We start from the raw sequence: 25,646 nt of genomic DNA on the forward strand, positions 1-25,646 counted from the left end.
TGCAAAAAATAACATTCTCACTGTATTAAGATAAGAAGATCTTTTTTCCACTTGCTATAATTTTTTACTCCATGTGTGACGACGTAATGTCTTTTTTATAAAAAGGACCTTTTTTTGATTATCGAATCCAATAAGATAATGTCTAATTAATCAGCGATTAACGCCAGACTATCAGCTTTTTTTGCAATATGATCTATGGCTGCCTTTAGTTCCTGAACACTCGCCGCGTTTTCTACCATATTCGCTGTGATTTGTTGGACAGATTCATTTAAGAGTTCTACAGCTGTCTGAATATTAAACAATTGATCTTCAATTTCTTTGGCCGAATCCTTGCTTTTTTCTGCCAACTTTCGTACTTCATTAGCTACAACTGTAAATCCCCTGCCATGCTCACCTGCTCTAGCTGCTTCAATTGCTGCGTTAAGTCCTAGTAGATTTGACTGATTTGCCACCTCATGGACAAATGACACGATGGATTTGATTTTTTCTACGTCCGTTTGTACACCCTCGGATGTTTCAGCTAGATTTCCGATTCGTTCTGCTACACTATTTGATGCTTCTGTGACTAGATCTGATGTTGCCGACATTTTTTCTACCATGGCCGCTAACTCGGATGCACTATTGCGTAATGTATTCAGTCTATCATTTTTAACAATTGCGTTTAGAACACCAACGGTTTCACCGTTATCTATGATGGGAGTGGCTGAAGCAACGTAGGCAATACCATAAGCTTCTGCATTTCGTTCTTCTCTCAGTTTTTTGCCGATTATCAACGCTTTAAATGCAACGGTTCCTTGATATTTTTCAACCGGATCTCCGACATTCATTTTGAAATCTATATTTTCCCCCGGTAAATATGCAAGAACCTTATCAGTATCGGTAACCACGATACAGGCGTCATCCGGATATGTATTTTGGTAAAACTTCATAGATTTCAACACATGTTCTACCGCTTCATTCATTTATAAATGACCCTCTCTTTTTTCACTAAATAGAAATGCAGATAGTTTGACTGCGAAATTTAGATAATTTCTGATTCGTATTTGCATCGAATGATAGGCATTTCTTCTTGTTTTCTGTCTTTTTAAATGGTTTTGCATATTTACAGGTTAACCATATTACGTTGGCGTTTGGAACCACCTTTAAAAAAAGGTTAAGAGTGCAAACCACTCTTAACTTTTCTATAAAAACCATTCTAATGATAATAAAGAATTTCATTTAATAATCAACTATGATTAAAATTTAAATGAAACATTGTTAAGGAAATTAATTTTACCTTTCCATCTTTCGTGTATAACTCCAATCCCTTACTTGTAGGATCCGGGAAAATCTGATCAGTGAGAACCAATTCACCATCGTTCACAAAAACTTCAACAGAAGCGCTGTCTACAAACAGGTGTAGTCTTACCCGATTATTCTTTGCTTTTAAGGAAAAACCATGACGGCATGGGAAATCTTCATTGAAATAAGAAACACCAGATTTAACTCGATCAATAAATAATGTTTCCTCCACAGCATTATAGCCGATTACCGTTTCTTCTATTTCGGATTTACGGATCTTGAAACCAAATTCCCGGGACGAATGAAGCTCCATCTCGGCTATGATTTCCAGTTTATCACCCATTACATCCGATAAAATATTTTCTTCCGGGGCAATGGTAAGACAATCCCAATAGTGCTTTTCCTGTCTAATGGTTTCAACCTCTGCTACAGGAGTTTGAAAGAGCCTTACGCCTGCAGAGGTTTCACATAGCGTTAATTCACGAGGAAGTGTCATGGAGCTTCTCCATGCTTCAGTTGGGGTTTCATTTGCATATCTCCAGTTGCTCATCCAGCCAATAAAGAGACGTCTCCCGTCCTCTGGTGGAATATCTGACCATGTTACGCCTGCATAATTATCCCTTCCATGGTCAAGCCAAAGAACCGTGTCATCTCCATTTTCATTTGTAAAAGTAATTCCATTAAAATCCCCTATAAAATACTGTGTCCTAGAACCTTCTGCATACGCCGGGTCATTGCCAATACTCACAAGCATGACCCATTTGCTGTTAAATTTATCTCCATCCACCGGCAATTCAAACAAATCCGGACATTCCCAGACACCAGCATGAGAACCAGACTCTGTACCAAATTCACTGGCAAAGTGCCAGTCTTTTAGATTGAGAGAAGTATAGAATCGAACATGATCACCTGCAGCAAGAATCATGATCCACTTATTCGTTTTTTCATGCCAAAATACCTTTGGATCCCGGAAATCCGTAATGCTTTCTTCTGTTAAAACAGGATTCCCCTCATACTTAATCCATGTTCTTCCTTGATCAGTACTATAAGCAAGACTTTGCCTTTGTCTCGGACGATCTGAATTAGGATATAGATCTGCATGTGTGAAAATGGCTACAAGGCCGGATCCGCCATGAAAGAATCCTGTGGTATCATTCCAATCTACGACAGCACTTCCTGAAAATATCGCTCCATTTTCATCTGGTGCCAGTGCAATCGTCAGATGCTCCCAACTCATTAAATCCTTGCTGACTGCATGGCCCCAATGCATCGGTCCCCATGTAGTCCCGAACGGATGATATTGATAAAAGAGGTGATATTCACCAGCATAATAAACCATTCCATTAGGATCATTCATCCAGTTAGATTTTGGTGTAAAGTGAAACTGCGGACGAAACGTTTCTAAAACCCCTGTGTTATTCATTGAGATACATTCTCCTTATTTAACCATTTTGTATTTTTCTCCAGTACAAGAACTTCTTCAATAGTTGGCATGGCAGGTATGGCGCCTTTTTTAGTAGTGACAAGAGCCCCGACAGCATTTGCAAACGACACCATCTGATCCATATCTTCCAAATCAAGACCAGAAAGAGGAACACCTTTTTCCAGTATTTGATAAAGCATTCCACCTAAAAATGCATCTCCAGCACCCGTCGTATCGACCGCCTTAACGTGGTATCCACTGCGGCAACCCGTTTCAGAACCATGTCGGTAAAAACAGCCCTTTGATCCCAGGGTTACAAGGATGAGTGGAATGTCAAAACGGTCTGATAAATAACTCGACCCTTTCTCAAGGTCTTTTGTTCCTGAAATGAATTCAAGCTCTTCTTCCGATATTTTCACAACATCCGCAAAGAACAACCCCTGTTCCATTCTTTCCTTCGCATGCGTTAAATCGTCCCAAAGGTTTTCCCGCAAATTAGGATCATACGAGATAAGAACGCCGTGCTCTTTCGCATGCGCTGCCGCCTTTAATGTGGCAGATGCAGCTGGTTCATGCGTCATAGAGATGGAACCAAAATGGAAAACACGTGCATTCGAGATCAACTCAAAATCTACTTCATTTTCTCTTAACATCATATCTGCCCCAGGGCTTCGGTAAAAACTGAAGGAACGATCTCCCTGATCATCCAGATGTACAAATGCTAATGTTGTTCTTGTATCTTTTGAAAACACCAGCCCTTTTGTATTCATTCCGCTTTCCCGTAATGTATTATGTAAATAATGGCCGAACTGATCATCGCCCACTTTACCTATAAAAGCCGTACTCTTTCCCAGTTTTGCTAACAAAGAAAGAACATTTGCAGGGGCTCCTCCCGGATTTTGTTCAAATCGAACCTCTCCGGTTTCGGATTTTCCTGCGGGTGTAAAATCGATTAACACTTCACCCAATGCGATTACATCCAACATGATCTTGATCACCTAACTTTTTAAAAGTTTTTATAAATGCTCTTCCCTGTTAAAAACAATCCGAACAGAAACCAGTTCTGCTCGGACTTTTAATGCATTTAGATATCCATTACTACTCGCTTATTTCCCTGAAATATATTTGTCATAAGCTTGTTGTTTTATTGTAAGGATTTTTGGAAGTCCATCGTTGTTTAGTGTTTTTAAGTAATCACTCCATTGTGATTCTATGCCGCCGTTTAAAATCCATTGCGCTTTCATTCTTTCAACATAAGGTTTTACTGTTGCTTCAAGCTGCGTTAATTGATCCTGATTATCGCCATCTAGAAATACTGGCGGGTAGTTATATTCCGCTTTCATATAAGGAACATAAATTTTATGCAGGATGTCCAATCTCCATTTGGCATCGTCCGGCTTCGTTGTGACAGTTCCAAAGTATTCATTTAAAACAGCTAAAGGTCCATCCACGCTTGTTTTTTGTCTTAATTCAACAGGTGCAGTACCATCCAACGGTAAATGCTGAAGGGTTCCTTTGCTTGTCAGCTTGAAGATATTTTGCTGTGTCTTGTCTCCGTAAGTACCCCAGTTGTTTTGTACGGATTGAATGGGAACATAGCACTGATCAATCCATTTAGCTGTTAAGTCAAGATTTTGGTTGGCGCTTGTAATCACCATTCTTCCTCTGTCAAAGCCATATCCATTTGTTCTAGGAACATTGATGGTTCCATCTGGCCCTTTTAATGGGGGAAGCGGTACATAGTCATTGTTACTGCCAGAAATATTGGCTTTGTCCCATGTAAAATATAATCCGTAGCGTTCATTCTTTCCTTTTGCCACATAAGTATTCCAGTCCTGAGTAAACGCTTCTTTATCAATTAATCCTTCTTGTTGAAGCTGGTGAAGCCATTCGATTCCCTTTTTATATCCTTCTTGATTTGCCGTGTAAATCACTTTTTGATCGTTTGTCACTTCATAATGGTCATCATTATCTCCCAATCCAAACGCGCCAAGGAGCATCGCAGGATCTTCACCGCCATGGTTAATCATAAAGGACATGGGAATCGTACCGCTTCCAGCTGGTGCTTTTTGTTTAAATGCAAGAAGTACTTTCTCCAATTCAGCTGTCGTAGTCGGCATTTTTAAGCCCAGCTGATCCAGCCATTTTTTATTGATCCACGGTGTATCATCCAAAGCCTGAATAGCCTGCTTGCCTGTACCAAGCTCCTCGATCCATGGGAATGAATAAATGTGGCCGTCTGAAGCGGTAATCAATTTTTTATATTGTGGATGTGTATCCAGAATTTTTTTCAGATTAGGCATATCTTTATTTATTAATTTCTCTACAGGGACAATAACGCCTTGTTTTGCATATCTCAAGATATCGTTATCACTTAAACCCGCATTAAAGATAGCGTCTGGAAGGTCTCCACTTGCAATCTCTAAATTTCTTTTATCTCCAAATTGGTCTGAAGAATAGTTTGTCCAATCAATATGAACGTTTGTTTTCTTTTCAAGCCTCTGGAAGATCAATTTTTGATTTGGATCTTTTGGTGCTAAAGGCGAGCTTTGCGTCAGAAATTTTAGCGTTACCTTCTTTTTTAATGGTAAGTTGACATCTTTAATTGCATATTTTGGTGATGAATTTTCCCCTTTGGCGCTAGTGCCTGAGCTTGAAGATGAGCATCCGGAAACGAGTAAGCTTGTTACAAGTGCCGTAGTGGCTAAATAGCCTAATTTTTTTTTTCTCATTGGTAAACCTCCCCTAAAATGTAAGTCCTGCTTTTTATCCTTTAATTGATCCAACCATTACTCCTTTTTCAAAGTACTTCTGGAAGAATGGGTAGATGATAATTAATGGCAAACTTGAAATAACAATACTCGAATATTTAACCATTTCAGATATTTGCTGAAGCTGCTCTGTATTTTGTGCATCCTGGATCATACCAGGTCTTGGCTGCATCTGAACCAAAATGGATCGGAGCACAATCTGTAATGGCTGTAAATTATCACTTTTCAAATAAATCATGGCATCAAAATAAGAGTTCCATTGGCCAACAAATTGGTATAATACTAGAACAGCGATGATAGGCTTACTAAGCGGCAGTAATATTTTAAAGAAATATTGCATTTCTGAGGTACCATCCATAAGGGCAGCTTCCCTTAATTCAGTTGGTATTCCTTGAAAATAGGCTCTTGCTAATATAATATTCCACACATTGACGGCACCAGGGATTAAAATCGCCCAAATGGTATCGAGCATATGTAGGTCTTTCACTAATAAGTACGTTGGAATTAATCCTCCGCTAAAGAACATCGTGATGATGAAAAGGGTCATAATCACTTTTCTGCCGACAAAGTCCCTTCGAGATAATGGATAGGCAGCAAATAATGTGATGGCAACCGAGATAATAGAAAAAGCAGTTGAATAAAACAGTGAATTTCTAAATCCGGTTAAAATGGATCCATCCTTGAAAATCCTTATATAGCCCTGTAGAGTCAATTTAGCGGGATTTAACGTTAATCCACTGTTCAATAATGTATTAGGATCAGTGAACGACGCCATAAAAACATAGATTAATGGCAGTAAAATGGCCAGAACAATCAAGGTCATGATAATCGCATTCATCGTTAAAATGGTTTTATCCGTTTTCGTTTGATGTTTAAACATTTCTCTCACCCCTTATTGAATTTATAGTCCTTCCCCTTCATTCAGTCTTTTCACTACCCTGTTAACGCTTACAAGCAAAATAACATTGATCACAGCGTTAAATAGGCCAATTGCAGTTGAATATCCGTAATCTCCCATTTGCAATCCAATCTTAAAGACATACGTCGGCAGAATTTCAGATGTTGGAAGATTCATAGATGTTTGTAATAAAAATGCTTTTTCAAAACCAATGCTCATAATGTTACCGGCAGCTAAGATAAACTGAATAACCATAATCGGTTTAATCGTTGGCAGCTCGATATGGATGATTTGTTTAATAATGTTGGCACCATCTATTTTGGCTGCATCAATTAAATCCTGACTGACATTCGTCAATGCTGCCAGATACACTACAGATGCCCAGCCAGCAAATTGCCAAATATCACTAATGATATAAATGGATCTAAAGTACCCTGGGTCTGTCATAAAATCGATGGTCTTTCCACCAAAAAAGCTAATGATATGATTGATTGGCCCAACCGGAGATAACATGATGAAGACAATTCCGACGACCACAACCACAGAGATAAAATTGGGTGCATATAAAATTAATTGAATGTTTTTCTTTAAAGCAATACTTCTTATTCGATTAAGCATAAGTGCTAAAATGATTGGGACAGGGAAACCAAATAAAAGTCCAAAAACACTTAATTTCAAGGTATTCTCTAATAAATTCATAAAATCCGGCGTACTCATAAATTTTGCGAAATTCTGAAACCCAATCCAAGGACTGTGCAGAATTCCTAACAAAGGACTAAAATCCTTAAATGCGATTATGGCTCCATACATGGGAATGTATTTAAAAATAATCAACAGGACTATAGCTGGTAAAACAAAAAGATATAATTGATAATTCTCTTTCATGTACCTTAATTTTTTGGCTGTTTTTGTACCAATCTTTCTTTTTCCTGTCTCACTTGGATTACTCTCAACCTTTTGGTATGCCTGCTCCACCACGGTCTCTCCTTTATTAAAGATGTATTAAAAACCACATTTAATTGATCTCAGCATGAGTGAAACAACTTTTCGAGAAATCGATTTCTTGTGTTTCCAAAAATAATAGTAGTCTTTTAAAATCTAAAATGTCATTTAAAATCTACTATCATTTTTAATTCTATGAGAAAACAGTCGGTATTCTCGTTTTTATTGTGGATTCTCGAATGATCAACTCTAAGGGAAATTCATAGTTTTCGTATTTTAACGTCGTTCCCTCATTAATTTTTTCAATCAATACTTTAATTGCCTTTTGTGCAATTAAATCAATCGGCTGGTCAACAGTTGTCAGGCTCGGTTCAATAATGCTGGCAAGCGGCTGGTTATCGAAACCAATAACAGCCAGATCATTCGGTACGTTCCAGCCGAATTTCTTAGCTTCCGTAATGATTCCCACAGCTACTTCATCACTGCCGGTAAATATGGCAGTAGGAGGCTCAGTCATATTACGTATTTGATAAAAAAGAACTCTGCCATCCTCAAAACCCGACCCTGTTTGCGGTGTTTCACTATTAAAATAGTACTTTTCATCAAAAATGAGATCAAATTCTTGAATAGCCTTTAAAAATCCTTTTTTACGCAGCAGGCCGGTTTTACTGTCATCGCCGCCCATGCAATAGGCAATTTTCGTATGTCCCTGTTCCAGCAAATGCTTAGCAGCTATGTATCCACCATATTCCTGGTTGGGTGATATAACAGGAACCGTTGCGTTTTGGACTGTTTCATTACATAAAACAATCGGCCCGGAAGCAAGATATGTTTCAATCACTTCCCACTCATTCCGAACAGCTGCCAGGATGATTCCATCGACCTGCTTGGTTTTAAGGAAATTCAAGTAATTCACTTCTTGTTCGTGCTTATATCTTGATTGGCAAATTAGAAGTTGGTACCCTTGCTTTTCCGCTTCAATGGCCATTGACTGTACTAACCGGCTGAAGAATGCGTTTCCAACCTCAGGTACAACAACAGCGATATTGCCAGTCCGTTGATTCCTCAAATTCCTTGCTGTTAAATTGGGAACGAAATTTAATTCCTTCATCGCTTTTTTTACTTTATTTCTGTTTTCCTCTGATACAGTCGACACTCCATTTATTACACGGGAAACGGTTGCTTTTGAAACCCCTGCAAGTTTGGCAACATGTTCAATGGTAGCAGTCACCATCAGCCCCCCTACTCAAGAAATCGTTTTCTTGAAACCATAATACACCCTGATATTTAACCAGTCAACACAATTTTTAAAATACTTCGGTGAATATAGTTTTTAAATTTTTCATTAACTCCTGTTCCAATTGATTCATCGTACATTATCTAGTAGCCTTAGCCATCTATGTTAGCAAAATAAGAGAACAACGTGCGTGCTTCATCAATCTGCCGATAAATTTCTTTATCAAACTTCATCTTAATAAAAACAATTCACCCTTTCTAGATAGAAAAACTTTGACCTGGCTTCTACCGTAAATCCATGAATGTTACTGAATGCTTTTTTTACTCGACTATATATTATTAGTTTGTCACTTGGTTTTTTCTGATAATTTGTAACTTGATAAGAAATCCTTTTGTTTCCTGTTTAAATATTTCGCTGCAGAAGTCAAAAGTGATTCTTACTAAGAAAGAAAAAAGAAGACCCAATTCATCTTGAGTCTTCTTTTTCTACATTATTATTTTCCGTTTCGAATATGATTAATTTCCTCTTTGCTCAGTCGATAAGGAAATAGTTCGCGCTCTGACTGAATATAATCCTTATCAATTAAAACCTTTATCTTTTCCTGTGTATGCTTCCATTTTATTTGGTTCATTTTAGAGGATAGTTCTTTAAATATATGTTGATTCACGCCTTTTTTCCCTCATCTTTTAAAAATAATGATTTTTAAATATATATCATTCTAATTAGAATCTCGTTTAACTATTATACCCTAATCTCACCAAAATTTACAATCATCTCTTTTTAGATTCTTCTGTTGCTTGTGCGAGCTTTTAAAGCATTACAGGGACAACCATTATAACTATATTATATAAGGATTCTATTTGGTTGTGTTATTAGATTTAAATGGTATTTACTGTAAAATTTAATTAAATAGACAGGGTTGGTTTATCTTATGTTTAGCCATTGATAAAATCGTTTTGGATTTAATTTTATTTGAAAGAAAGGAATGTTTTAATTGCATAGCAAAACAGGAATCCTTTTACGGAGGACCCTGCTTTGCTATGTAAAATATCCATATTTCGGTACTTGCCTTTCTATCATAGGAATGGAGTGAGTTTTCAAAATCGAAATGATCATATTTCGTTCTTCTTCTGTCAAGATAACAGGCCGGAAGCTCTTATTTCCCTTTTGATTAATTAAATAAAAGGTATAGCAATCCTCCCCCATTTCGATTCGGTCTGAGTATTTATGAAATTTATCTATAAGGTGGAACTCAACAGATTTTATGTTTGCCCATCTCCAAAATTTATCCCGATAAATAATACCGTTCTCACCTATAATGAATTGATTTGAATAATAGGATAATCCGATGACAGGAATAATTACAATTGATGTGTTGGAGAACTCACCTTTTTGCATCACAATTACAAAACATATTATGCTCAACAATATTCCTACCAAGTAAAAGCTGATTTTTATCTTTTTATCTCTTGATGTAAGATAGCATATTCTTAAATACTTGATTCGTTTTTTTAAAAGGAAATACTTGCTTTCCTGCCACACGGTTTATGCCTAAAAAATAAATCAATCCCCCTGTATACAAAATGAAAAAAATGATAGTTTCTATTAATTGAACTGTATCCATTTTCACCTCTTCCCTTCATTATATCTTTTACAAAAGAGATGTAAGAAAAGTTCCATTATATCCTCCATACTAAGTGGCCAGGTGATCATTGCTTTACATAGTGTAGATAAATCCATATTTGTTTTTCTTCATACAAACACCAGGAATCGCATATTCAGTCCCATCATACTCTTTGTTTTGTTCTTGATTGCCTTAACATTAGTAATTGCCTATGTTTCTACCTCTTCTTCTGATAAATCCGTTATTAGGAGAACGATTTTTCTATAAGGTCATCCCATCCAAGTAATTACGACTCCTATAAAAACAAGCCAGATTAAATAGAAATCAAATAAAGAAAAGAATAAATCCCAGCCAATACAAGGAAACTGCAGCGAGGTGGTATGATAAAAAAATTGTATTGCCACTTTTCATTCCCATTTTGTTTGCTATCACAAACACGACTTATGCTAAAACGCTAAATGAAGCCGATACTCCTTTATGGACACACTGAAATATGCTATAATTTCGCGTCTAAGAAATTCGGTTAATCAAGCCGTCAATGAGATTTATAAAAATGAGAAGATTGCCCCTTAAAACCATACATGTGCTGCCTAAGATACAGAAATTCTCCGAAGCAAGCAAACATATGGAGTATCATCTTTATTATGGCAATGATGAGGTAATCGTTACTACCATTGGGAAACTGATAGCTAGCATTTAAAAACTATCCACTAAGATGGGAACCCCCCCTCAAGTATACTGAGGGAGTTTTTTTATGTTGTTTCCTGCATCCGGATTTTCACTTCTTCAATTACCTCCATAAAGAGACGAATATCTTTCTGAAGCTCTTTTTTTAGGCTTTCACTACGTACTTTTTTCAATTCTTCCTGAAGGCGATGGAGTTCGTTTATAAACATTGTGAGTTCGATGTCTTGATTCATGTTCCCAGCCCTTTCAACATAAGATGGCGATCGGTTTTCTCTTTAAAAAGAAAAAGCCGAAAAGAACAGGGAACCCCCTGCTCTTTTCGGCTTATGTCCGGCACAATTTGTCCAGTTCATTACTGCCTATTATTCATTTGGTTTTAATATAAAGGAAATGACACTGTTATCAAGTTCAAAATTCCAGTCAACGAAAACATCCAGCACGGCGGCATTCAAGACCTTGGAAAATAGTGTGCTTTTTTTCAGCATATCACCTTCCAGCTGTCTTTTTGCTACCCGCAAAGTTTCATCAAATCCGAGAGAAACGAGCTGCTTTTCAATCGGAACTAGGATGCCGCTGCGGAATACAACAAGAGAACGTGGATTTAACATATTGGAATGGACTGCATCAGGGCTCTTTTCTGCCCTCTCACTGATTTGGATAATTTCTTTGTGTACCTCATCCATACCATTGTAAGAGGCTTCCTGTTTATCGTCCCTATTGGAACTGATGGCTATAAAGACCCCAGTTCTATTTTCCAGATTCCAGTCATAGTATATATGCTGAACTTCCATATCGGTAATGGCCTTTATCTGCCCGCGCATTTCTGGATCCAGCGAGATCATTAAATGCTCCCGGGTTGTCTTTACGGTTAAATCCTGGCCCTGGTCCAGCAGTACCTGCTCCATGGCAGAAACAAATCCGTTCACGTACACAAGAACATACGGCTGTGAGATGGAAACATAAATGGCTTCCGGTCCTTTGCCAAATTTATCCCGAAGCAGCTTCCCGAAGTTATTCGCCAGCTTGGTCTGCTGTGCTTTAACATCCATTTGAATTGCCACCATTTCTTTTAGAAAGAAGCATTGTATCCTCTCTCCTTTTTTTCATCTTACCATTTTCCATGTGAAATACATAGATTAGGATAATAGATTTTACCCTCTTTTTTTCGCCAAAAAACGGCGGAATCAGAAAAATTTTTTAGAAGATAAAGGAATTCTTTCCTGGAATAGAGAAGTATAAGGCATAGTCATATCTTCTCCTTTCCGTTATACTAAAAGCATCTGGTGTTTCGCCAAATGACATTCGAGCACGGACGGATTTGGGATATGAAGCCTGAATTTTCAAAGGATGACGAGAATGGAATTGAAGCGAAAAGAAAAAGAACTAGGTAGCTTTATCGGAAGATTACTAAGAGAGCATTACGGAAAAGGACCCGGCTCGGTGTTTGCGACCATTTCCCATCCGTATATCGCTGTATACATTAGGGATTTCATGTCACCAATCGAAAATAAGCTCCTCTCTACAGAGCAGGGAAAGCACGTTCAGAAAATTCGGGACATGATGATGCCTACTATTACAGAAGAAATAAAGACTTATATCAAATTGAATATAGATATGGAAATCAGCGATTTTTATTATGACTGGAATTTAGACAGCCATTCGGGCATGCTTTTAGGAATAGCCGCTGACTTAAACGAGAAAAATGGCTCTGAGTATCCCGGACAGGCTGGAGTTGATCATGAGATCTATGAGCTGAGCAGAGAGGCAGAAAAAGCGCCCCGAAGCATTTTTTCCCAACTATTGAATTCAAGAACCCTGGTAATCACTAGGGATAAGATTTTGATCGCCGTTGAAAAAGAGTTAATTCATTTAGGATTCCATGAAGCGCTTCGTCTATCCAAAAGAAATCTTGAGAAGAGGCTTCTTCAAAAGCATAAAGACCAAATTGAAACCTGTTTGCATGCAGAAGTTGAAAATTCTTTTGTTGCATGGAATTTTGAAAAAGATAAAAGTGTCATTTTATTGATACTAAAGCCAAATACTGATTGGCAGTAATGAACTAGGCAATAGAACTAGACATAAGCCAAAAGAAGGGGTCTCGCCCTTCTTTTGGCTTTTTTGTACAAGTGACAGCAGCCATCTACGGGTTTATGAAGCACACGAAATTAACCATCAAAAACGATTGTTTTTGATAGGGAGGGAAATCATGAATACTTTGGCACTGATCCCTATTCAAACTGAAGAAGACATCATCATCGCCCGCAAAATGGGAAGAGAGCTTGCTCAAACGCTGCAATTCCAATCTCTCGATAAAGCAAGAATCATTACCGCTGTATCAGAACTGGCTCGCAACATCTACCGGTATGCAGGAAACGGCCACATTCAATTCGAACCGCTTGAAGAACCATGGAAAATAGGACTAAAAATCATCGCTTCAGACACCGGACCGGGAATACCAGATATTCAAAAAGCACTGGTACCAGGCTACTCCACCATTGGAGGACTTGGCGCAGGCATACCCGGCGTAAAGAAGATGATGGACGAGTTTTATATCGAATCTTCCCCTCGCGAGGGAACAAGAATTACGGCTATAAAATGGCAGGCAATAAAATAAAAAACAATGTGGTTGAGAATGCTGAGTTTTTTATCAGTGGTGAATGACGAAGAAATCTTCTTAATTGCTTTACCAATCAGCTTTATTTACTCTTCCTCATTTAACGATTTAATGATCATCCATCCTTATCCATCTCTTATTCTCATAATTAAATCTATACCCTTTCCGACTTCCCGCTAAGCCTCCCTAACTAAAAATTTCCTTCTTTGTCTGCTTTTTGTAAAATTCAATCCGTTGATGGTGATTCGCCACAAAATGTGGGTCATGTGTTAAATAATGCAAAAAGCAGCACTCCCCTAAGGTACGACCATAATAAACTATAAAGAGAGAGATTTCGATTGTCTCATCAATTTTCGTTCTGAAGTATTTTGACATTGTAATATACAGCGCAATCCGATTGGATGGGGCGCGAAATTTTCTTAAAAATAAACCTCCTTTAATGCGATGAACCTTTTTAAAAGTCAAAAGGATTTAATATACAAATTAAGCAAATAACCATAATTAATGGTTTTTAAGTTCTTCTTTTATACATCCTTTTTATCTTTCATTCCACCTAAAAAACAGGTGCAAGGAATCGGGCCTACTAAAGGAGAGTTCCCTTATATGTCATAGTATATAATGTTATATATGTTAAAGATGAATATGTTATAGTTATATACATTGCAATAAAGTACTAAAAGACTTTCTAAAAAACAGGCTTGTCTCTTCCTCCCCTAATTGCAGGATCTCCCTTTATTCTATTAAAAATTTGAAACACTGTTTAGGTTGTGCAGTCATTAATGGATGGAATCAAGAGGGAAATCGGTTCGCAGCAAAAATCGAAGACGACATTGATGCTTCAGGTCCTTCCTGAGCTGATTGTACAATGGATACCCATTACCTTATCGGAATAAGAGATAAGGCTATTCTTTTATTGGGAGTTGCCTTAGCTAGCAGGCGATCGGAGCTGGTAGCCATTAATATAGAAGATTTAGAGGTCAATAGTTTTGGGATGGATGTCAAAATCCGTGAAACCAAAACCCAAGAATGATGATTTAGTGAAGGGTATTATCTATACCTATAATGAATATTGTCCGGTAAAGGCATGGATAGAAGCAACAAATATTACTTCTGGTGCCCTCTTCCGATCCATTGACAGGCATGGCAATGTAAAGGAAAGACTCGGAGTTAAGTCAATTTCTCTCTTCTTAAAAAAATATGTTGGAGCTCTTGGAATGAATGAAAACGATTTCGCAGCATACAGTTTAAGAAGTGGACTCTCTACAAGTGCAGCCATGATGGGGATGACCGAGATTGCGATCATGAAACAAACCGGGCATAAAACGAGGGAAATGGTGGACCGTTATGTGCAGGCGGGCTTGCGATATAAAAATAATGCAAGCAGTATCTTAAAGCATTTATAAAGGGGATATAAAATTCCTGTTTGTCTTTTTACAAATATTAGGGTGTTTGAGAATCGAACTACAAGAAAACTATCTTCTATTTCACGCGCAATTTATATTGCTTTCTAAGAATATCCATAAAAAAAGAGGAGGAGAGAACTCATCGTCAAATGATTCCCTTCTCCTTTTGTAATTTTATAATCATACTCATTAGAACGGATGTCTTAAATTATAAGCCTAACTGATTTTCTTTTGTTTATGCGCTTTAACTTCATTTCCTTTTTCGTATCTGCTATACATTAACCATGCAACAATGGAAAAAATAATAGGTCCTGCCACACTCCAAATGGTTGTTTGCATATCCCCTTCTATAGCTGGCTGGATGATACTAAAAAGATTTGCAAGTCCAACGGTCACAACAACAATGAATGTCCATATGTTTGCGCTAGTTTGCGTTTTATAAACGATAAACGGTTTATTGATTTCTATTTTTTTCTTAAAATATGGGAATGCTAGTGCTATAAATACATACGGTAACGTCATAGCCACATTTGTCATCGATACGAGGATGTTAAAAAACGTGGCCATTGTGCTTCCACCAAAAGCAATTAACGCAATCATGATACAAACAATAACAGCTTGAATCCACATAGCGTTAACAGGCAGCCCATTTTTTGTTTCACCGATTTTTCCAGGCCATAATCTCTTAGGCGTTCCTTCAATCATCTGCTTTAACGGTGAATACATCAAGGTAAAAAATGCACCGGACAATGCCAGGAACATTGACAATCCAATAAATCTTGCAACACCAGAGCCCAAAGCTGCAGCGGCAGCATGGCTTGCTCCAAATGCGGTTCCTAGTGAGTAGCCTAAATTAGCCATTACGATATAACTTGCGTTACCTAGGTTAACATTCGGAATACCCATTACAGAAGTCCAGTTCGTAAATATACCAATTAACAGTATACCTAATGAATAACCGACAGCGATGATGGCTGCAGATAAAAGAATTCCTTTCGGAAAAGTTTTTTCCGGATTTTCCGTCACATCTACTAAACCGCCTACTGCTTCAAGTCCGCCATAAGCAAAGAGGGCATAGACAACAAAGGCTAACGAAGCAATAATATCCCCCGCATATTTAGGATTAGGTGTTTGCGTGAATGAATGGACCCCTGTAATCGGCTGAGCCAAATGTCCATGATTCCCTATTAGTACGGCAATGGCACCAACCCAAAGAAATACATTCAATAATAGAACCGCAGTTCCTCCTAAAGATGTCACTTTCTTAATCTTATCCAGACCCTTTGTTGATGTATAGGTTACGATGAGAATCCATACTATTCCAAAAATCCCCAGAACTTGAGGTCCATGAAGATTAAATAAAGTCCAGCTTTGGGTTGTATCTTTTCCAAAGATCGCATTTGACACCGGAACCCACATACCAGATGCGACATTAACCATCCAAGTGATATAAGAGAAATACCACATGAACGTTCCTATAAAGGCAAATTTGGGGCCGATGGATTTTTCCATCCATGAATAGATGCCACCCTTTTCCTCTTTAAAGGAGGAACCAAATTCAGCTACCATTAATGCAAAAGGAACAAAGAAGGCAATGGCTGATATTATAAACCAAGGAATAGCCGCATAACCCATCTTATAAAATGATCTTGGAATGTTGTTGAATCCATAGACAGAAGTAAAAATCATTAATACTAAGGATACTATGGTCAACTTCTTGGTTGTGTTTGTGTTTGACACACATTTTCCCCCTTCATTTTAGTTATTTTCTATCTTCCAAACGGAATGTTTTTTCCTATCTTATCTTAAAATGCTTAGGGATTAGTAAATAGGAAAATATTATAGATGTAAAAAATGTTTTCAAGTTATACAACAATGCTTGTTGGAGTTTTTATCGAATCCTTTAATGAACCAACAATCACCTATATTACTATTTTGAACGTATAAATCATTATAGAATGGGGTGTATAAATAATTTTAATTTAATATGCAACTCCTCTGCCGCTTAATTAGAATAACATTGTATCCGCTTTCATTCCTAGATTTTTATTATACAAGAAAAATTGTTTCATTTCATTATAATTAATTTTTTGAACTATTCTAAAAAATACAAAGACCTAATTGATAGATATTGCTTTTTTAAAAAACTATTTAAATCTGTTCATCACTCACCTATTTATGAAAAGATGAATAAGGGTGGGATTTGAAAAAAGAAGGTTCTAATCCACATAGTTGGAGATGATTTCTTCCTTAGAATGTCCTGGTCAAACAGTGTATATTGAAAAGTTTCTATATTTAATCATCTTTCATCCCTCCTAAAAAAACAGGTGCAAAAAATCCGGCCAACTAAAGAGGCATTTTCTAAGAAGAATTTTATACCTATATGTCATAGTATATTACGTTATATATGTTAAAGATAAATATGTTATAGTTATATACATTGTAACCAAATACTAAAAGACTTTCTAAAAACAGGCTTGTCTGCCTCTCCTAATGGTAGGATCTCCATTCATTAAATCTATTGAAAATTTGGAACACTGTTTAGGTTAGTCAATTTTTTAAAAATATTTCATAGGTGTTACCTCAATCTCCAATTTTTAAATTGCCGTACTGATAAATTTTTAATTAACTTAGATAATCAACTCTTCCCTTTAGTTATTTCTTGCATGATTTGCTACAATTAAAAAGAATATATATGTAAGGAGATTTATCATGAAACTTTTACGGCACAGAAATCATTCAGATTTACTTGTAAATGGTGCCAATTTTATAGAATCATACTGGTATTCCATTAAGGATCAGGAACATGAAATAGGAATATTGGCAGGATATCGCTTGAATATTCCTTTACTATTAAATGATTTATTAACCTCTCGAGACTCGTATTTTGAATTGGAGTCCATTTCAGAACTCTGTAAGGATCTCTGGTTTTATTTGGATCAGAACCCGGATCTCCTTAAACATAAAAATGGTTATATTTACTTTTTGAATCATGTGTATATGGAGAATCGAAATTTCAGAATGGAAAAGCTCACTGAAGTTCTAAAACTTCTTCAATCAAAGAATGAGCTAATTATTTATTCCTTAGATTATTTTGAATCTGATGATAATTATTACAAAGAGTGGGAAGCTCAAAACGGAGAAGAAATAAAAAATTTACTATTGCAAACAGGATGGGTTTTGGAGGAAGAACTTGGCTTTTTCCTCTATACACTTCATCCTCTTGCATTTAAAAAGAAATCAGCTCTTCATGATGCTTCTATTTACACCGCCCCCCTTGAGCATTGGGTGAAATGCAAAGGAATGGATTGGATTACAGGATTATGGAAGGGAATTTTAAAACAAGGAAAAGTAGAGAATGAATTAACAGCAATTAAGCAGCTTTATCTCGAAAATAAACACGATTATATGACACAAGGATATATGAAACCGACTGATTTTCTTAAGAGATTGAAAATCGTTGATTACAAACAATTTGCTGTTCACTCGGAGTATATTGCCCAAAAAGATCCTCGAGACTTAAGAAGTGAAGGCCTTATCGTTCGATTTGATAAACAACTGTATGGAATCTTTTTTAGTCAGGATTTTGTGGAAGGGGAAAAATTCAATACGATCAAAATGGGTATATACGATGAGAAGACTAAAAGTTTTGTTCTAAATAACGCCAAGAAATCGGATGAAAATATCATTCAAAACTTGGTTAAAGACATTTTGAGTGAACTGTTTAACCGAATCTGTATACAATACAGAATCGAAATAGAAAGTATGGATTATCAAAGTATATTTAGAAGAGCCCTTTCTAAGCGCTTATTAGTATATCCCCCTGTATCCTACAATTAGTATACATGTGGTAAAAAACATCTCATTAAGGTATCGCTCTAACCTTCCGGCCTGCCTGCATCTCGCTATTACAATCACTAACAAATGCATATTTAATTGAATGGGAAAGTTCCTGCTGAACTCTATCAGTTTTTTAAAAGGAGATTGTTAAATATTAAAGGGGTATGATGATGAATTTATTTAAAAAAGTGGAAAATTTTATGGTTATTTTACTTACAATGACCTCTGGGTGTGCAGATGCTATCAGCTTTCTGGCACTTGGACAAGTATTAACAGCTGCCATGACTGGTAATACGGTTTTTCTGGGTTTGTCGATCATCCATGCAGATGGATTAAAGCCCATCGGTTATATAGTGGCTCTTTCTGGTTTTATCTTGGGTGTTGCCGCTGGAGCCTTCATTGTAAAGAAAAAAAGGCATATAACGGGCTTGAATCCCATCGTAACCATTACCTTGTGCCTTGAACTGTTTGCTTTGGTTTTATTCGGTATTCTATCTACATGCTTTAATGCGTCTGATGGATTGGTATTAATCCTTCTTCTTTCTTTTGCAATGGGCGTACAAGGAGTGACAGCCAGAAGAATTGGAGTAAATGGTGTGCCCACAACGGTTATTACCAGCACCACAACAGGATTGATTGAATCATTGATCTGGAATATAAAAAGAGACGCAATAACTCCCTCTGTTCCATCAAGCTCCATTTTCATTTGGATTTTTGACATCATCATTTATTGTGTGGGTGCTGCCATATGTGGAGCTGTGGAATTAAGGTGGCATCTAAACGCAGTATGGCTGCCTGCTGCTATTGTTTTGATCGTCGCTTTAACCTCATTTTTTTTTCAACTTCAAAATCAACAAAAAAATAAAGTGAAATCAGAGAATTCGATAGGTATTTAACGATATCTAATGATTCTACAATTTAAAATGTCCATAAAAAGAACCAGCTTATTTCTTCAGTTGGTTCTATTCATTTTTTTCTATGGGAAAAATTCATTGATTAACTTTCCAACCAGTTTTACACCTCCCACTTAGCACTTTCCTGATTTAGCGGCTTAAACTGAAGTTTTTAACTGATTTTTGCTTAATATTTCTTATCAACAGGTTTTCGTTTATGTTTGTCATTAATGATTTTCTTTTTGAGAATCCTTACTTCACCAACCATTAATAACCTCAAATCCTCTACAATGTACTTAGCTAACTCTGTCATCTCCATCAATATCAAAGCGAAATTCCTGTCCTTGAATTCCACCTCCGTTCGTAAAATCGATTTCAAAGTCAAACTGAAATCTTTTATCCATTTCGAATCTCCCTACCTTAGAGTTTTAAATGTAATAATACATAGTCTAGCTTTAAAAGACATATACCTTCCTCTACTCCCTGACGTGTTCGTGCTAACGCAAAAAAAGCTACCAATAATGATAGCTGGTCCTTAGTTCTTGCACCCATTAACTACAATGAAATAAGATAATATAAACATCATCTAATAATAAGTATTATTTAATCCTTTAAGATAGAGTTATATTAAAATTTTTTGCTATAAAAGAAACTAAAACTGCAGGTTTAAAAAACGGTCCGAGCTTAAAGTTAAATTCACCACCTTACGATTTCCTCAACAGCTTTAATAGATTACTACCAAAACACAGAGGTCATTAATTATTTTTTGAATATTTATTTAATTAACCGTAAATATTCATGCTATGGTTGAACAAAATTTTAAGAGAGCGCGGTGGCGAAAGATGAAAAGAAAATGGTTTCCACATGGGAAATGGCCAAAATATTATATCTGGATTCACAATTACTCGATTGTATCTTTCATGTGTCTCATCTTAACAGGACTTTTTCTATATATCCCATTTTTGCATGTGAGGTTAATACGGTATCTGTCATTCTTCTATGATGTGCATATTTTCCTTGGTATCGTATTCTTTCTATCTTTATTTTCTCCATTCTTTAAAAAACTGCCAAACGGGAAGCGCATTCGAAATATAGATTGGTTTATGCCCATTTTTTTCGGTATGGCAATCGTATTAACTGGACTTTCTTTATGGCAAATTAATTGGTTTCCCGCAAGCATAAGAGAGGCAGCCTTCGCTTGGCACGGGAATTTGTCCTATATCTTAGGATTTTGGTTTATCTTGCACGGTTTATTAAAAGCAACCGGGACAAAGTATCCCTCGACTTTGGTGACGAAAAAAATGGACCCAGAACGTAGACAATTTCTGCGTTGGGGTGTTGCAGGATTGGTGGTCGGAGTGATTGCGATGACTCCGTTTTCAAAGCTTTTCACTTTGCGCGAAAAGTTTTCAACACCTTCGAAAACAGATGTACACGAGTTTCCAGAGTACTTTACCGTGACGGACAACTATCCGAAAGTCACGCTCGACAAGTACCGGTTGAAGGTCGATGGATTGGTGACTACTCCAACATCCATCACCATTGAACAATTGAAGTCATTCCCTGTCACAAAACAAACCAAAAATTTTCAATGTGTAACAGGGTGGACGGTAGCGGATGTGGAATGGGAAGGAATTCACATCCGTGAGCTTGTTTCTTTGGTAAAACCCAATTCAGAAGCTTCATTCATCACCTTCTATTCTGCAGACGGTGTTTATACAGAAAGCTTGTCCCTAAAAGAGGCTATGGAAGCGGATGTTCTTCTTGCTTATAAGATGGACAGACAGCCGCTTCGTGTCGAACAAGGTTTTCCGCTTCGATTAGTGGTACCCAGAATGTATGGGTATAAATCCATCAAATGGGTAAATCGTGTCGAATTTGCATCCACTCGTATTCAAGGTTACTGGGAACAACGAGGCTATCCGGCTGAGGCAACGTTTTGATCAAGTATAATGCATGATCTATAGGATTAGATTTTTCTTATTTATGGGTTGGTCCCTAATTCACTGACAGTTAAGAAGAGTCATCATGTTAAGTCAGTGAGATAGGATTCAAGAATGACAAAAGAGAATTCAAAACAAAACGGGTTCTGTTTTGTAGTACAAAACTTGAAAAAGTGCGCTAAACAGCGTATCAAATAACATTAAAAACACACCGTAATTCGTTAAATATACATTAAGCCCATTAAGGCTAGATATAAAAAGCCTTTATCTTGGTTTACTAAGTAATAATTGATAGGTTTGGCTTTGGATTAATTAATAACAACAAAAAAGCTTGTTAACTGAAAACAGTTTAACAAGCTTTTTTTAATTCGTTTTATGAACTAGTGAAAAGCACCAAAAATTAAAACATCTTAAACTAAAGCACCCATTAGTTCAACAAGAATCTTATGTTTTTCAATTACCTTCATCTCTTTATCAATACGGACAAGTCGCCCTCAAAAACTTTTTCGTCTCTATCATTAAAGGTAGATAAAGATACAGTAAGGATACCTGTTTCATCTTTAGTTGCTTTCTTATCAATAACTTCAACAATGATATGCAATTCATCTTCAGGATACACAGGCTTAATAAATTTAATATTATTCATCCGTGTTCCTGCAATGACATCCTCACCGTAGAAACCTTCTTCAACCCAAAGCTTAAAAGAAATGGCTAACGTATGTATACCAGAAGCAATAATTCCATCAAACCTTCCCTGCTTTGCTTTTTCCTCATCCAAATGCATATATTGAGGGTCAAATTCACCTGCAAACCTCATAATATCTTCTTTTGTTAATTTTAATGATTTAGTTTGAAACACCTGTCCAATTGTAAACTCATCTAACTTCATTCTTACACCTCTATTTTGATGTTGTAGTCGTTGTTGTCCATTTTTATTTTAGCATCAACTCAACAAGTGGAAAAATATTAAAGTCTTCTTGTTCAACTCCCTCAGCTTAATACGAATATCTCTCGAATGCTCACTTATTCGCAGGATTTCAAAACCCTTGTATGTGGATTTACGTGAAATTGATATGAGTTCAGATCATTTTGGTTTCGTGAAGGCATAGTTAAATAAAGGAGTCAGCTACCACTCCATATTTTACCATATAATGCACATCTCCACGCCGCCCCTGGAGGCTTTCCCTCCCATGTCTCAACGGGTCAATTGCCCTCTCATTCCTTCGTCATGCCTATCCAAGGGGTGGAGGCCAGTTATGCTAACCTGATGGGTCACTGTGCCCTTTTGTTGAATAAACCTGGTACTCCGTACATATTTGAAATCCTACGAATAAGACAACATTCAATATTAAAGAAACTATTTAAAATACGTTTTTTCTTAGGCTGCTAAAGGGATTACGGCTTGGATTTTATTGGGACAGTAAGACTCGTTTCTTCTAGCTATTCCTACAAAAATCCTTGCTAGTTTACCAATCAATTTCATGATTGATTTCATTTTCTTTAACTTCTTTCCCTTCACATTATGGGAATGGAGGGCTTTAAATTCAGGGTTATTCATCACAAGGCTCATAGTTGCTAAGTAGAGGAATCGTCGTAGTCTGGACCTTCCACGCTTTGAAATAACAATCTGACCTTTCCATTTGCCTGAACTTGCTTCAGCTAAATGTAATCCCGCATGACGTAATAGAGAGTTCCCGTGAGAGAAACCACTTAGATCGCCTGATTCACCTAATATCCCGGCTAATGAAATTTCACTTATTCCCTTAATCATAAGTAATTTTTTTGCAAATGGTATTGTATTGTATTGTATAGAGAACTTCTTTAACTTGTTGTTCAACTCTTTCGAGTTGTTTTACAGCGAGGTCATATTCCTCTAATAATTGTTCTAAATGGAATTTATAAGCATCAAGAGCTTGTCCGGTCCCAATAGAGGATTTCGCTAGATTGATTAGTAATTGTGCCTTCTTGGGTCCTGGTTGTCGTTTCATTAAAGACTTCCAACCCCTCATGACATCTAGTGTTTCTAGTGAAGATATTTCATCTGGTGTAGGAAATAAACGAAGGGTTGCGATGGCCCCTTTGCAGGATACATCTTTAAATACTTGTCTGAGTTCTGGAAAGACTATATCCACCCATCGATTTACTTGATTAATACCCATCACGAGACGTTTAACAATTACATCACGGCTAGAAATTAGAACTCTAAGTTTCTCAAATGATTCTGATGTTTGACGAACAAAGGAATAATAGCCGTTTTTCACCATATCCGCAATTACGAGGGCATCTTTTTTATCACTCTTCGATTGAGTATTATCACGATTCTCTTTATTCCTTTTTACTAAGTGGGGATTGACTGTTACTACCTCAATGTTTTGGTTATATAACCATTTGGATAGATTAATCCAGTAATGACCTGTAGGCTCCATACCAACTATTGTTGAATCTAATTTTTTTAGTTTTTGTAAGTTTTGAATCCAACTTAATAGTTTTACGAACCCCTCTTCATTATTTTCAAATGAAAGAGGATCTCCAACTACAATTCCACGGAAGTTAACAGCTCGAGCAACGTGTAGTTGTTGAGCGATATCCACACCAACAATAAGGTGTGTATCGGAAATTCTTTCAATTAGTTGATTTTGTTTGTCTTGCATTTTAAAATTCATAGTAGGGCTTCCTCCTTAAGACAATGAGTTTAGATTGGTCTCTATACTCGTATCTTACTGAGGGGCTCTATTTTTTTCAAACCTGATATTTAACGATCTACAGGAATGCTAAACTGCCACGATAGTGACATAAAAAAAGCTGCCCACAATGACAGCCAGATGTGTTTAGCTCTTGCACCCGATAGTTTAATAAGTAAATGGGAAAAACAAGCTTTATTTTGGATTAAGTAAAATAACAAATAAAATATCAATTACCACGGCAAGAATTAAAGAAATAAGCTTACTCCACCATTTTTCTTTAGAGAATATTAAGATTACAGCTGAAATTATAAAAAACAACCACTTTGATGCGGTTAAACTAAAGTGCAATGTACCTGGTAAGATAACAGTAGTTACAAAAAGCCCTACTCCTAATATTATTGAATATATAAAAATCCTATACGCTACCAAATAAATCACACTACCTTACCTTGAATTGTTGTTGAACTCTAGTGCCCGTTTGTTTATGTACATTTTTAACAATATAATATTTAAATTCAAACCCAATCAATTCCCTTACCAGAAACAACAAGATGAGGGACATTACCTTTTCGGTTAAAAAATCTCCAGTGTTCACTTTGTTCATCTTCTTCTGAACTATCTGGAAATATTTCTAGCATATACCCATTAGATAAAATGAGCTTGAACCCACCAAACATATCAGGTTCAACTTGCTGTACAATTAGGTTTCCTTTGGCTTTTAAGAAGGTTTTAATGCGTTCATCGAATCTATTTTCACCTTCTATATCCCATTCAAAATCACCTTCGTTACCTTTCCAGTCAGATCTAGGAGAGTAGAAATCCCTTGAGGCAACAACAATCTTATTATCCGATGTAATTCTCCACGAACATTGAATATGTAACGCATACTCTGCCGTTTCTTCTGTTCTTCCTCTCCTGTTTACTAAAATCATATCCCCAAACCCTAACCAAAAAAGATTGGATGCCCTTCCAGCATACTGTAATTTTAAATCCATTAATTTACCTATGTGAGATATAATCTCTTCTCTCATACTTGACTCCTTTTATAAACAAAATAATTATTACATATTCTAAATATATCACCTTTTGTTCTTCAACTATCCTCCCTCAATAAAAGAAGCGAAAACGCCGATTTACTCATGTTTTCTTAGAATTTCATAGTTGTTTACCAAACGGTAAATGCCTTTATATCTGGAGGATCTTCACTTGAAAGGATATTTTTGGACAGAGTGAGAAAAAAGGGCTATAACCCATTAACCAATCCATTACAGAAAATGGTGGATGAGTAAAAATATAACCGCACTGGTGGATGTCCACATTTACTCATGGAGGTCAACCCTCCCATGCCTCACAGAGTCTTCGCTCTCAAATTCCTTCGTCCAACCTTTCCATGAGGTGGATGTCAG

21 protein-coding genes and 2 pseudogenes are annotated in these 25,646 nt (G+C 36.7%); 7 read left to right on the forward strand and 16 right to left on the reverse strand.

Annotated elements, in window-relative coordinates:
• Nucleotides 1-146: 146 nt before the first annotated feature.
• From A5N88_RS26325 to A5N88_RS23715, 11 genes are all read right to left on the reverse strand, one after another.
• Entirely contained in the window at nucleotides 147-962 is an 816-nt protein-coding gene (locus A5N88_RS26325; protein WP_066271468.1) for a methyl-accepting chemotaxis protein, read from the reverse strand.
• Nucleotides 963-1,225: 263 nt separating this feature from the next.
• Nucleotides 1,226-2,704 (reverse strand): glycoside hydrolase family 32 protein, encoded by a 1,479-nt coding sequence (locus A5N88_RS23680; RefSeq protein WP_066271469.1) that lies wholly within the window; start codon nucleotides 2,702-2,704, stop codon nucleotides 1,226-1,228.
• On the reverse strand, nucleotides 2,701-3,690 hold the full coding sequence (locus A5N88_RS23685) for a carbohydrate kinase family protein (protein WP_066271475.1): 990 nt from the start codon (nucleotides 3,688-3,690) through the stop codon (nucleotides 2,701-2,703). The genes A5N88_RS23680 and A5N88_RS23685 overlap by 4 nt, the downstream gene beginning before the upstream one ends.
• A 120-nt stretch (nucleotides 3,691-3,810) precedes the next feature.
• Nucleotides 3,811-5,436 carry an ABC transporter substrate-binding protein gene (locus A5N88_RS23690; RefSeq protein ID WP_066271534.1) on the reverse strand — a complete coding sequence of 542 codons (1,626 nt, stop codon included), beginning with the start codon at nucleotides 5,434-5,436 and terminating at the stop codon, nucleotides 3,811-3,813.
• Between the two features lie 34 nt (nucleotides 5,437-5,470).
• Nucleotides 5,471-6,355, reverse strand: a complete 885-nt coding sequence (locus tag A5N88_RS25365; RefSeq protein WP_066271477.1) for a carbohydrate ABC transporter permease — start codon at nucleotides 6,353-6,355, stop codon at nucleotides 5,471-5,473.
• A 21-nt stretch (nucleotides 6,356-6,376) separates the two neighbouring features.
• Complete coding sequence (locus tag A5N88_RS25370; protein WP_157090842.1) at nucleotides 6,377-7,258, reverse strand: ABC transporter permease; 882 nt, start codon at nucleotides 7,256-7,258, stop codon at nucleotides 6,377-6,379.
• Nucleotides 7,259-7,508: 250 nt separating this feature from the next.
• On the reverse strand, nucleotides 7,509-8,546 hold the full coding sequence (locus A5N88_RS23705; protein ID WP_232317662.1) for a LacI family DNA-binding transcriptional regulator: 1,038 nt from the start codon (nucleotides 8,544-8,546) through the stop codon (nucleotides 7,509-7,511).
• 499 nt (nucleotides 8,547-9,045) lie between these two features.
• Complete coding sequence (locus A5N88_RS25375; RefSeq protein WP_157090833.1) at nucleotides 9,046-9,219, reverse strand: hypothetical protein; 174 nt, start codon at nucleotides 9,217-9,219, stop codon at nucleotides 9,046-9,048.
• Nucleotides 9,220-9,590: 371 nt separating this feature from the next.
• Complete coding sequence (locus tag A5N88_RS23710; RefSeq protein WP_157090834.1) at nucleotides 9,591-9,977, reverse strand: hypothetical protein; 387 nt, start codon at nucleotides 9,975-9,977, stop codon at nucleotides 9,591-9,593.
• Between the two features lie 951 nt (nucleotides 9,978-10,928).
• Nucleotides 10,929-11,096 carry a hypothetical protein gene (locus A5N88_RS25380; protein ID WP_157090835.1) on the reverse strand — a complete coding sequence of 56 codons (168 nt, stop codon included), beginning with the start codon at nucleotides 11,094-11,096 and terminating at the stop codon, nucleotides 10,929-10,931.
• 129 nt (nucleotides 11,097-11,225) lie between these two features.
• Nucleotides 11,226-11,912: a Na-translocating system protein MpsC family protein gene (locus tag A5N88_RS23715; RefSeq protein ID WP_066271536.1), complete on the reverse strand. Its 687-nt coding sequence runs from the start codon at nucleotides 11,910-11,912 to the stop codon at nucleotides 11,226-11,228.
• Between the two features lie 307 nt (nucleotides 11,913-12,219).
• Here A5N88_RS23715 and A5N88_RS23720 point away from each other — a divergent pair, with 307 nt between their 5' ends.
• From A5N88_RS23720 to A5N88_RS23730, 4 genes are all read left to right on the forward strand, one after another.
• Nucleotides 12,220-12,918: a Na-translocating system protein MpsC family protein gene (locus A5N88_RS23720; protein WP_066271482.1), complete on the forward strand. Its 699-nt coding sequence runs from the start codon at nucleotides 12,220-12,222 to the stop codon at nucleotides 12,916-12,918.
• 151 nt (nucleotides 12,919-13,069) lie between these two features.
• On the forward strand, nucleotides 13,070-13,477 hold the full coding sequence (locus A5N88_RS23725) for an anti-sigma regulatory factor (RefSeq protein ID WP_066271484.1): 408 nt from the start codon (nucleotides 13,070-13,072) through the stop codon (nucleotides 13,475-13,477).
• An 865-nt stretch (nucleotides 13,478-14,342) separates the two neighbouring features.
• Nucleotides 14,343-14,507, forward strand: a complete 165-nt coding sequence (locus A5N88_RS25385) for a site-specific integrase (protein WP_157090836.1) — start codon at nucleotides 14,343-14,345, stop codon at nucleotides 14,505-14,507.
• A complete protein-coding gene (locus A5N88_RS23730) occupies nucleotides 14,485-14,880 on the forward strand; it encodes a site-specific integrase (protein ID WP_066271486.1) in 396 nt (131 codons plus the stop codon). Before A5N88_RS25385 ends, A5N88_RS23730 begins: the two co-directional genes overlap by 23 nt.
• A gap of 216 nt (nucleotides 14,881-15,096) precedes the next feature.
• On the opposite strand, the gene yjeM is transcribed toward A5N88_RS23730, so the two are convergent.
• On the reverse strand, nucleotides 15,097-16,620 hold the full coding sequence (gene yjeM, locus A5N88_RS23735; RefSeq protein WP_083953373.1) for a glutamate/gamma-aminobutyrate family transporter YjeM: 1,524 nt from the start codon (nucleotides 16,618-16,620) through the stop codon (nucleotides 15,097-15,099).
• Between the two features lie 972 nt (nucleotides 16,621-17,592).
• On the opposite strand from yjeM, the gene A5N88_RS23740 reads away from it, so the two are divergent.
• Both A5N88_RS23740 and A5N88_RS23745 read left to right on the forward strand, forming a co-directional pair.
• Nucleotides 17,593-18,720: a hypothetical protein gene (locus A5N88_RS23740; RefSeq protein ID WP_066271488.1), complete on the forward strand. Its 1,128-nt coding sequence runs from the start codon at nucleotides 17,593-17,595 to the stop codon at nucleotides 18,718-18,720.
• Between the two features lie 170 nt (nucleotides 18,721-18,890).
• Nucleotides 18,891-19,616: a YoaK family protein gene (locus A5N88_RS23745; RefSeq protein WP_198160385.1), complete on the forward strand. Its 726-nt coding sequence runs from the start codon at nucleotides 18,891-18,893 to the stop codon at nucleotides 19,614-19,616.
• 184 nt (nucleotides 19,617-19,800) lie between these two features.
• Here the strand turns inward: A5N88_RS23745 and A5N88_RS26470 are convergent.
• Nucleotides 19,801-20,017, reverse strand: a pseudogene (locus A5N88_RS26470) (cyclase).
• 438 nt (nucleotides 20,018-20,455) lie between these two features.
• On the opposite strand from A5N88_RS26470, the gene A5N88_RS23755 reads away from it, so the two are divergent.
• Nucleotides 20,456-21,556 (forward strand): molybdopterin-dependent oxidoreductase, encoded by a 1,101-nt coding sequence (locus A5N88_RS23755; protein WP_066271490.1) that lies wholly within the window; start codon nucleotides 20,456-20,458, stop codon nucleotides 21,554-21,556.
• 463 nt (nucleotides 21,557-22,019) lie between these two features.
• Here A5N88_RS23755 and A5N88_RS23760 read toward each other — a convergent pair whose 3' ends face one another.
• The 3 genes and pseudogenes from A5N88_RS23760 to A5N88_RS23770 form a co-directional block, all read right to left on the reverse strand.
• Nucleotides 22,020-22,445, reverse strand: a complete 426-nt coding sequence (locus tag A5N88_RS23760) for a MaoC family dehydratase (protein ID WP_066271491.1) — start codon at nucleotides 22,443-22,445, stop codon at nucleotides 22,020-22,022.
• A gap of 489 nt (nucleotides 22,446-22,934) precedes the next feature.
• Nucleotides 22,935-24,219: pseudogene (locus A5N88_RS23765) on the reverse strand (IS110 family RNA-guided transposase).
• Between the two features lie 536 nt (nucleotides 24,220-24,755).
• Nucleotides 24,756-25,271 carry a hypothetical protein gene (locus A5N88_RS23770; protein ID WP_066271493.1) on the reverse strand — a complete coding sequence of 172 codons (516 nt, stop codon included), beginning with the start codon at nucleotides 25,269-25,271 and terminating at the stop codon, nucleotides 24,756-24,758.
• Nucleotides 25,272-25,646: the final 375 nt, after the last annotated feature.

It is taken from the genome of Heyndrickxia acidicola, from assembly GCF_001636425.1.
GTDB lineage: Bacteria > Bacillota > Bacilli > Bacillales > Bacillaceae_C > Bacillus_AE > Bacillus_AE acidicola.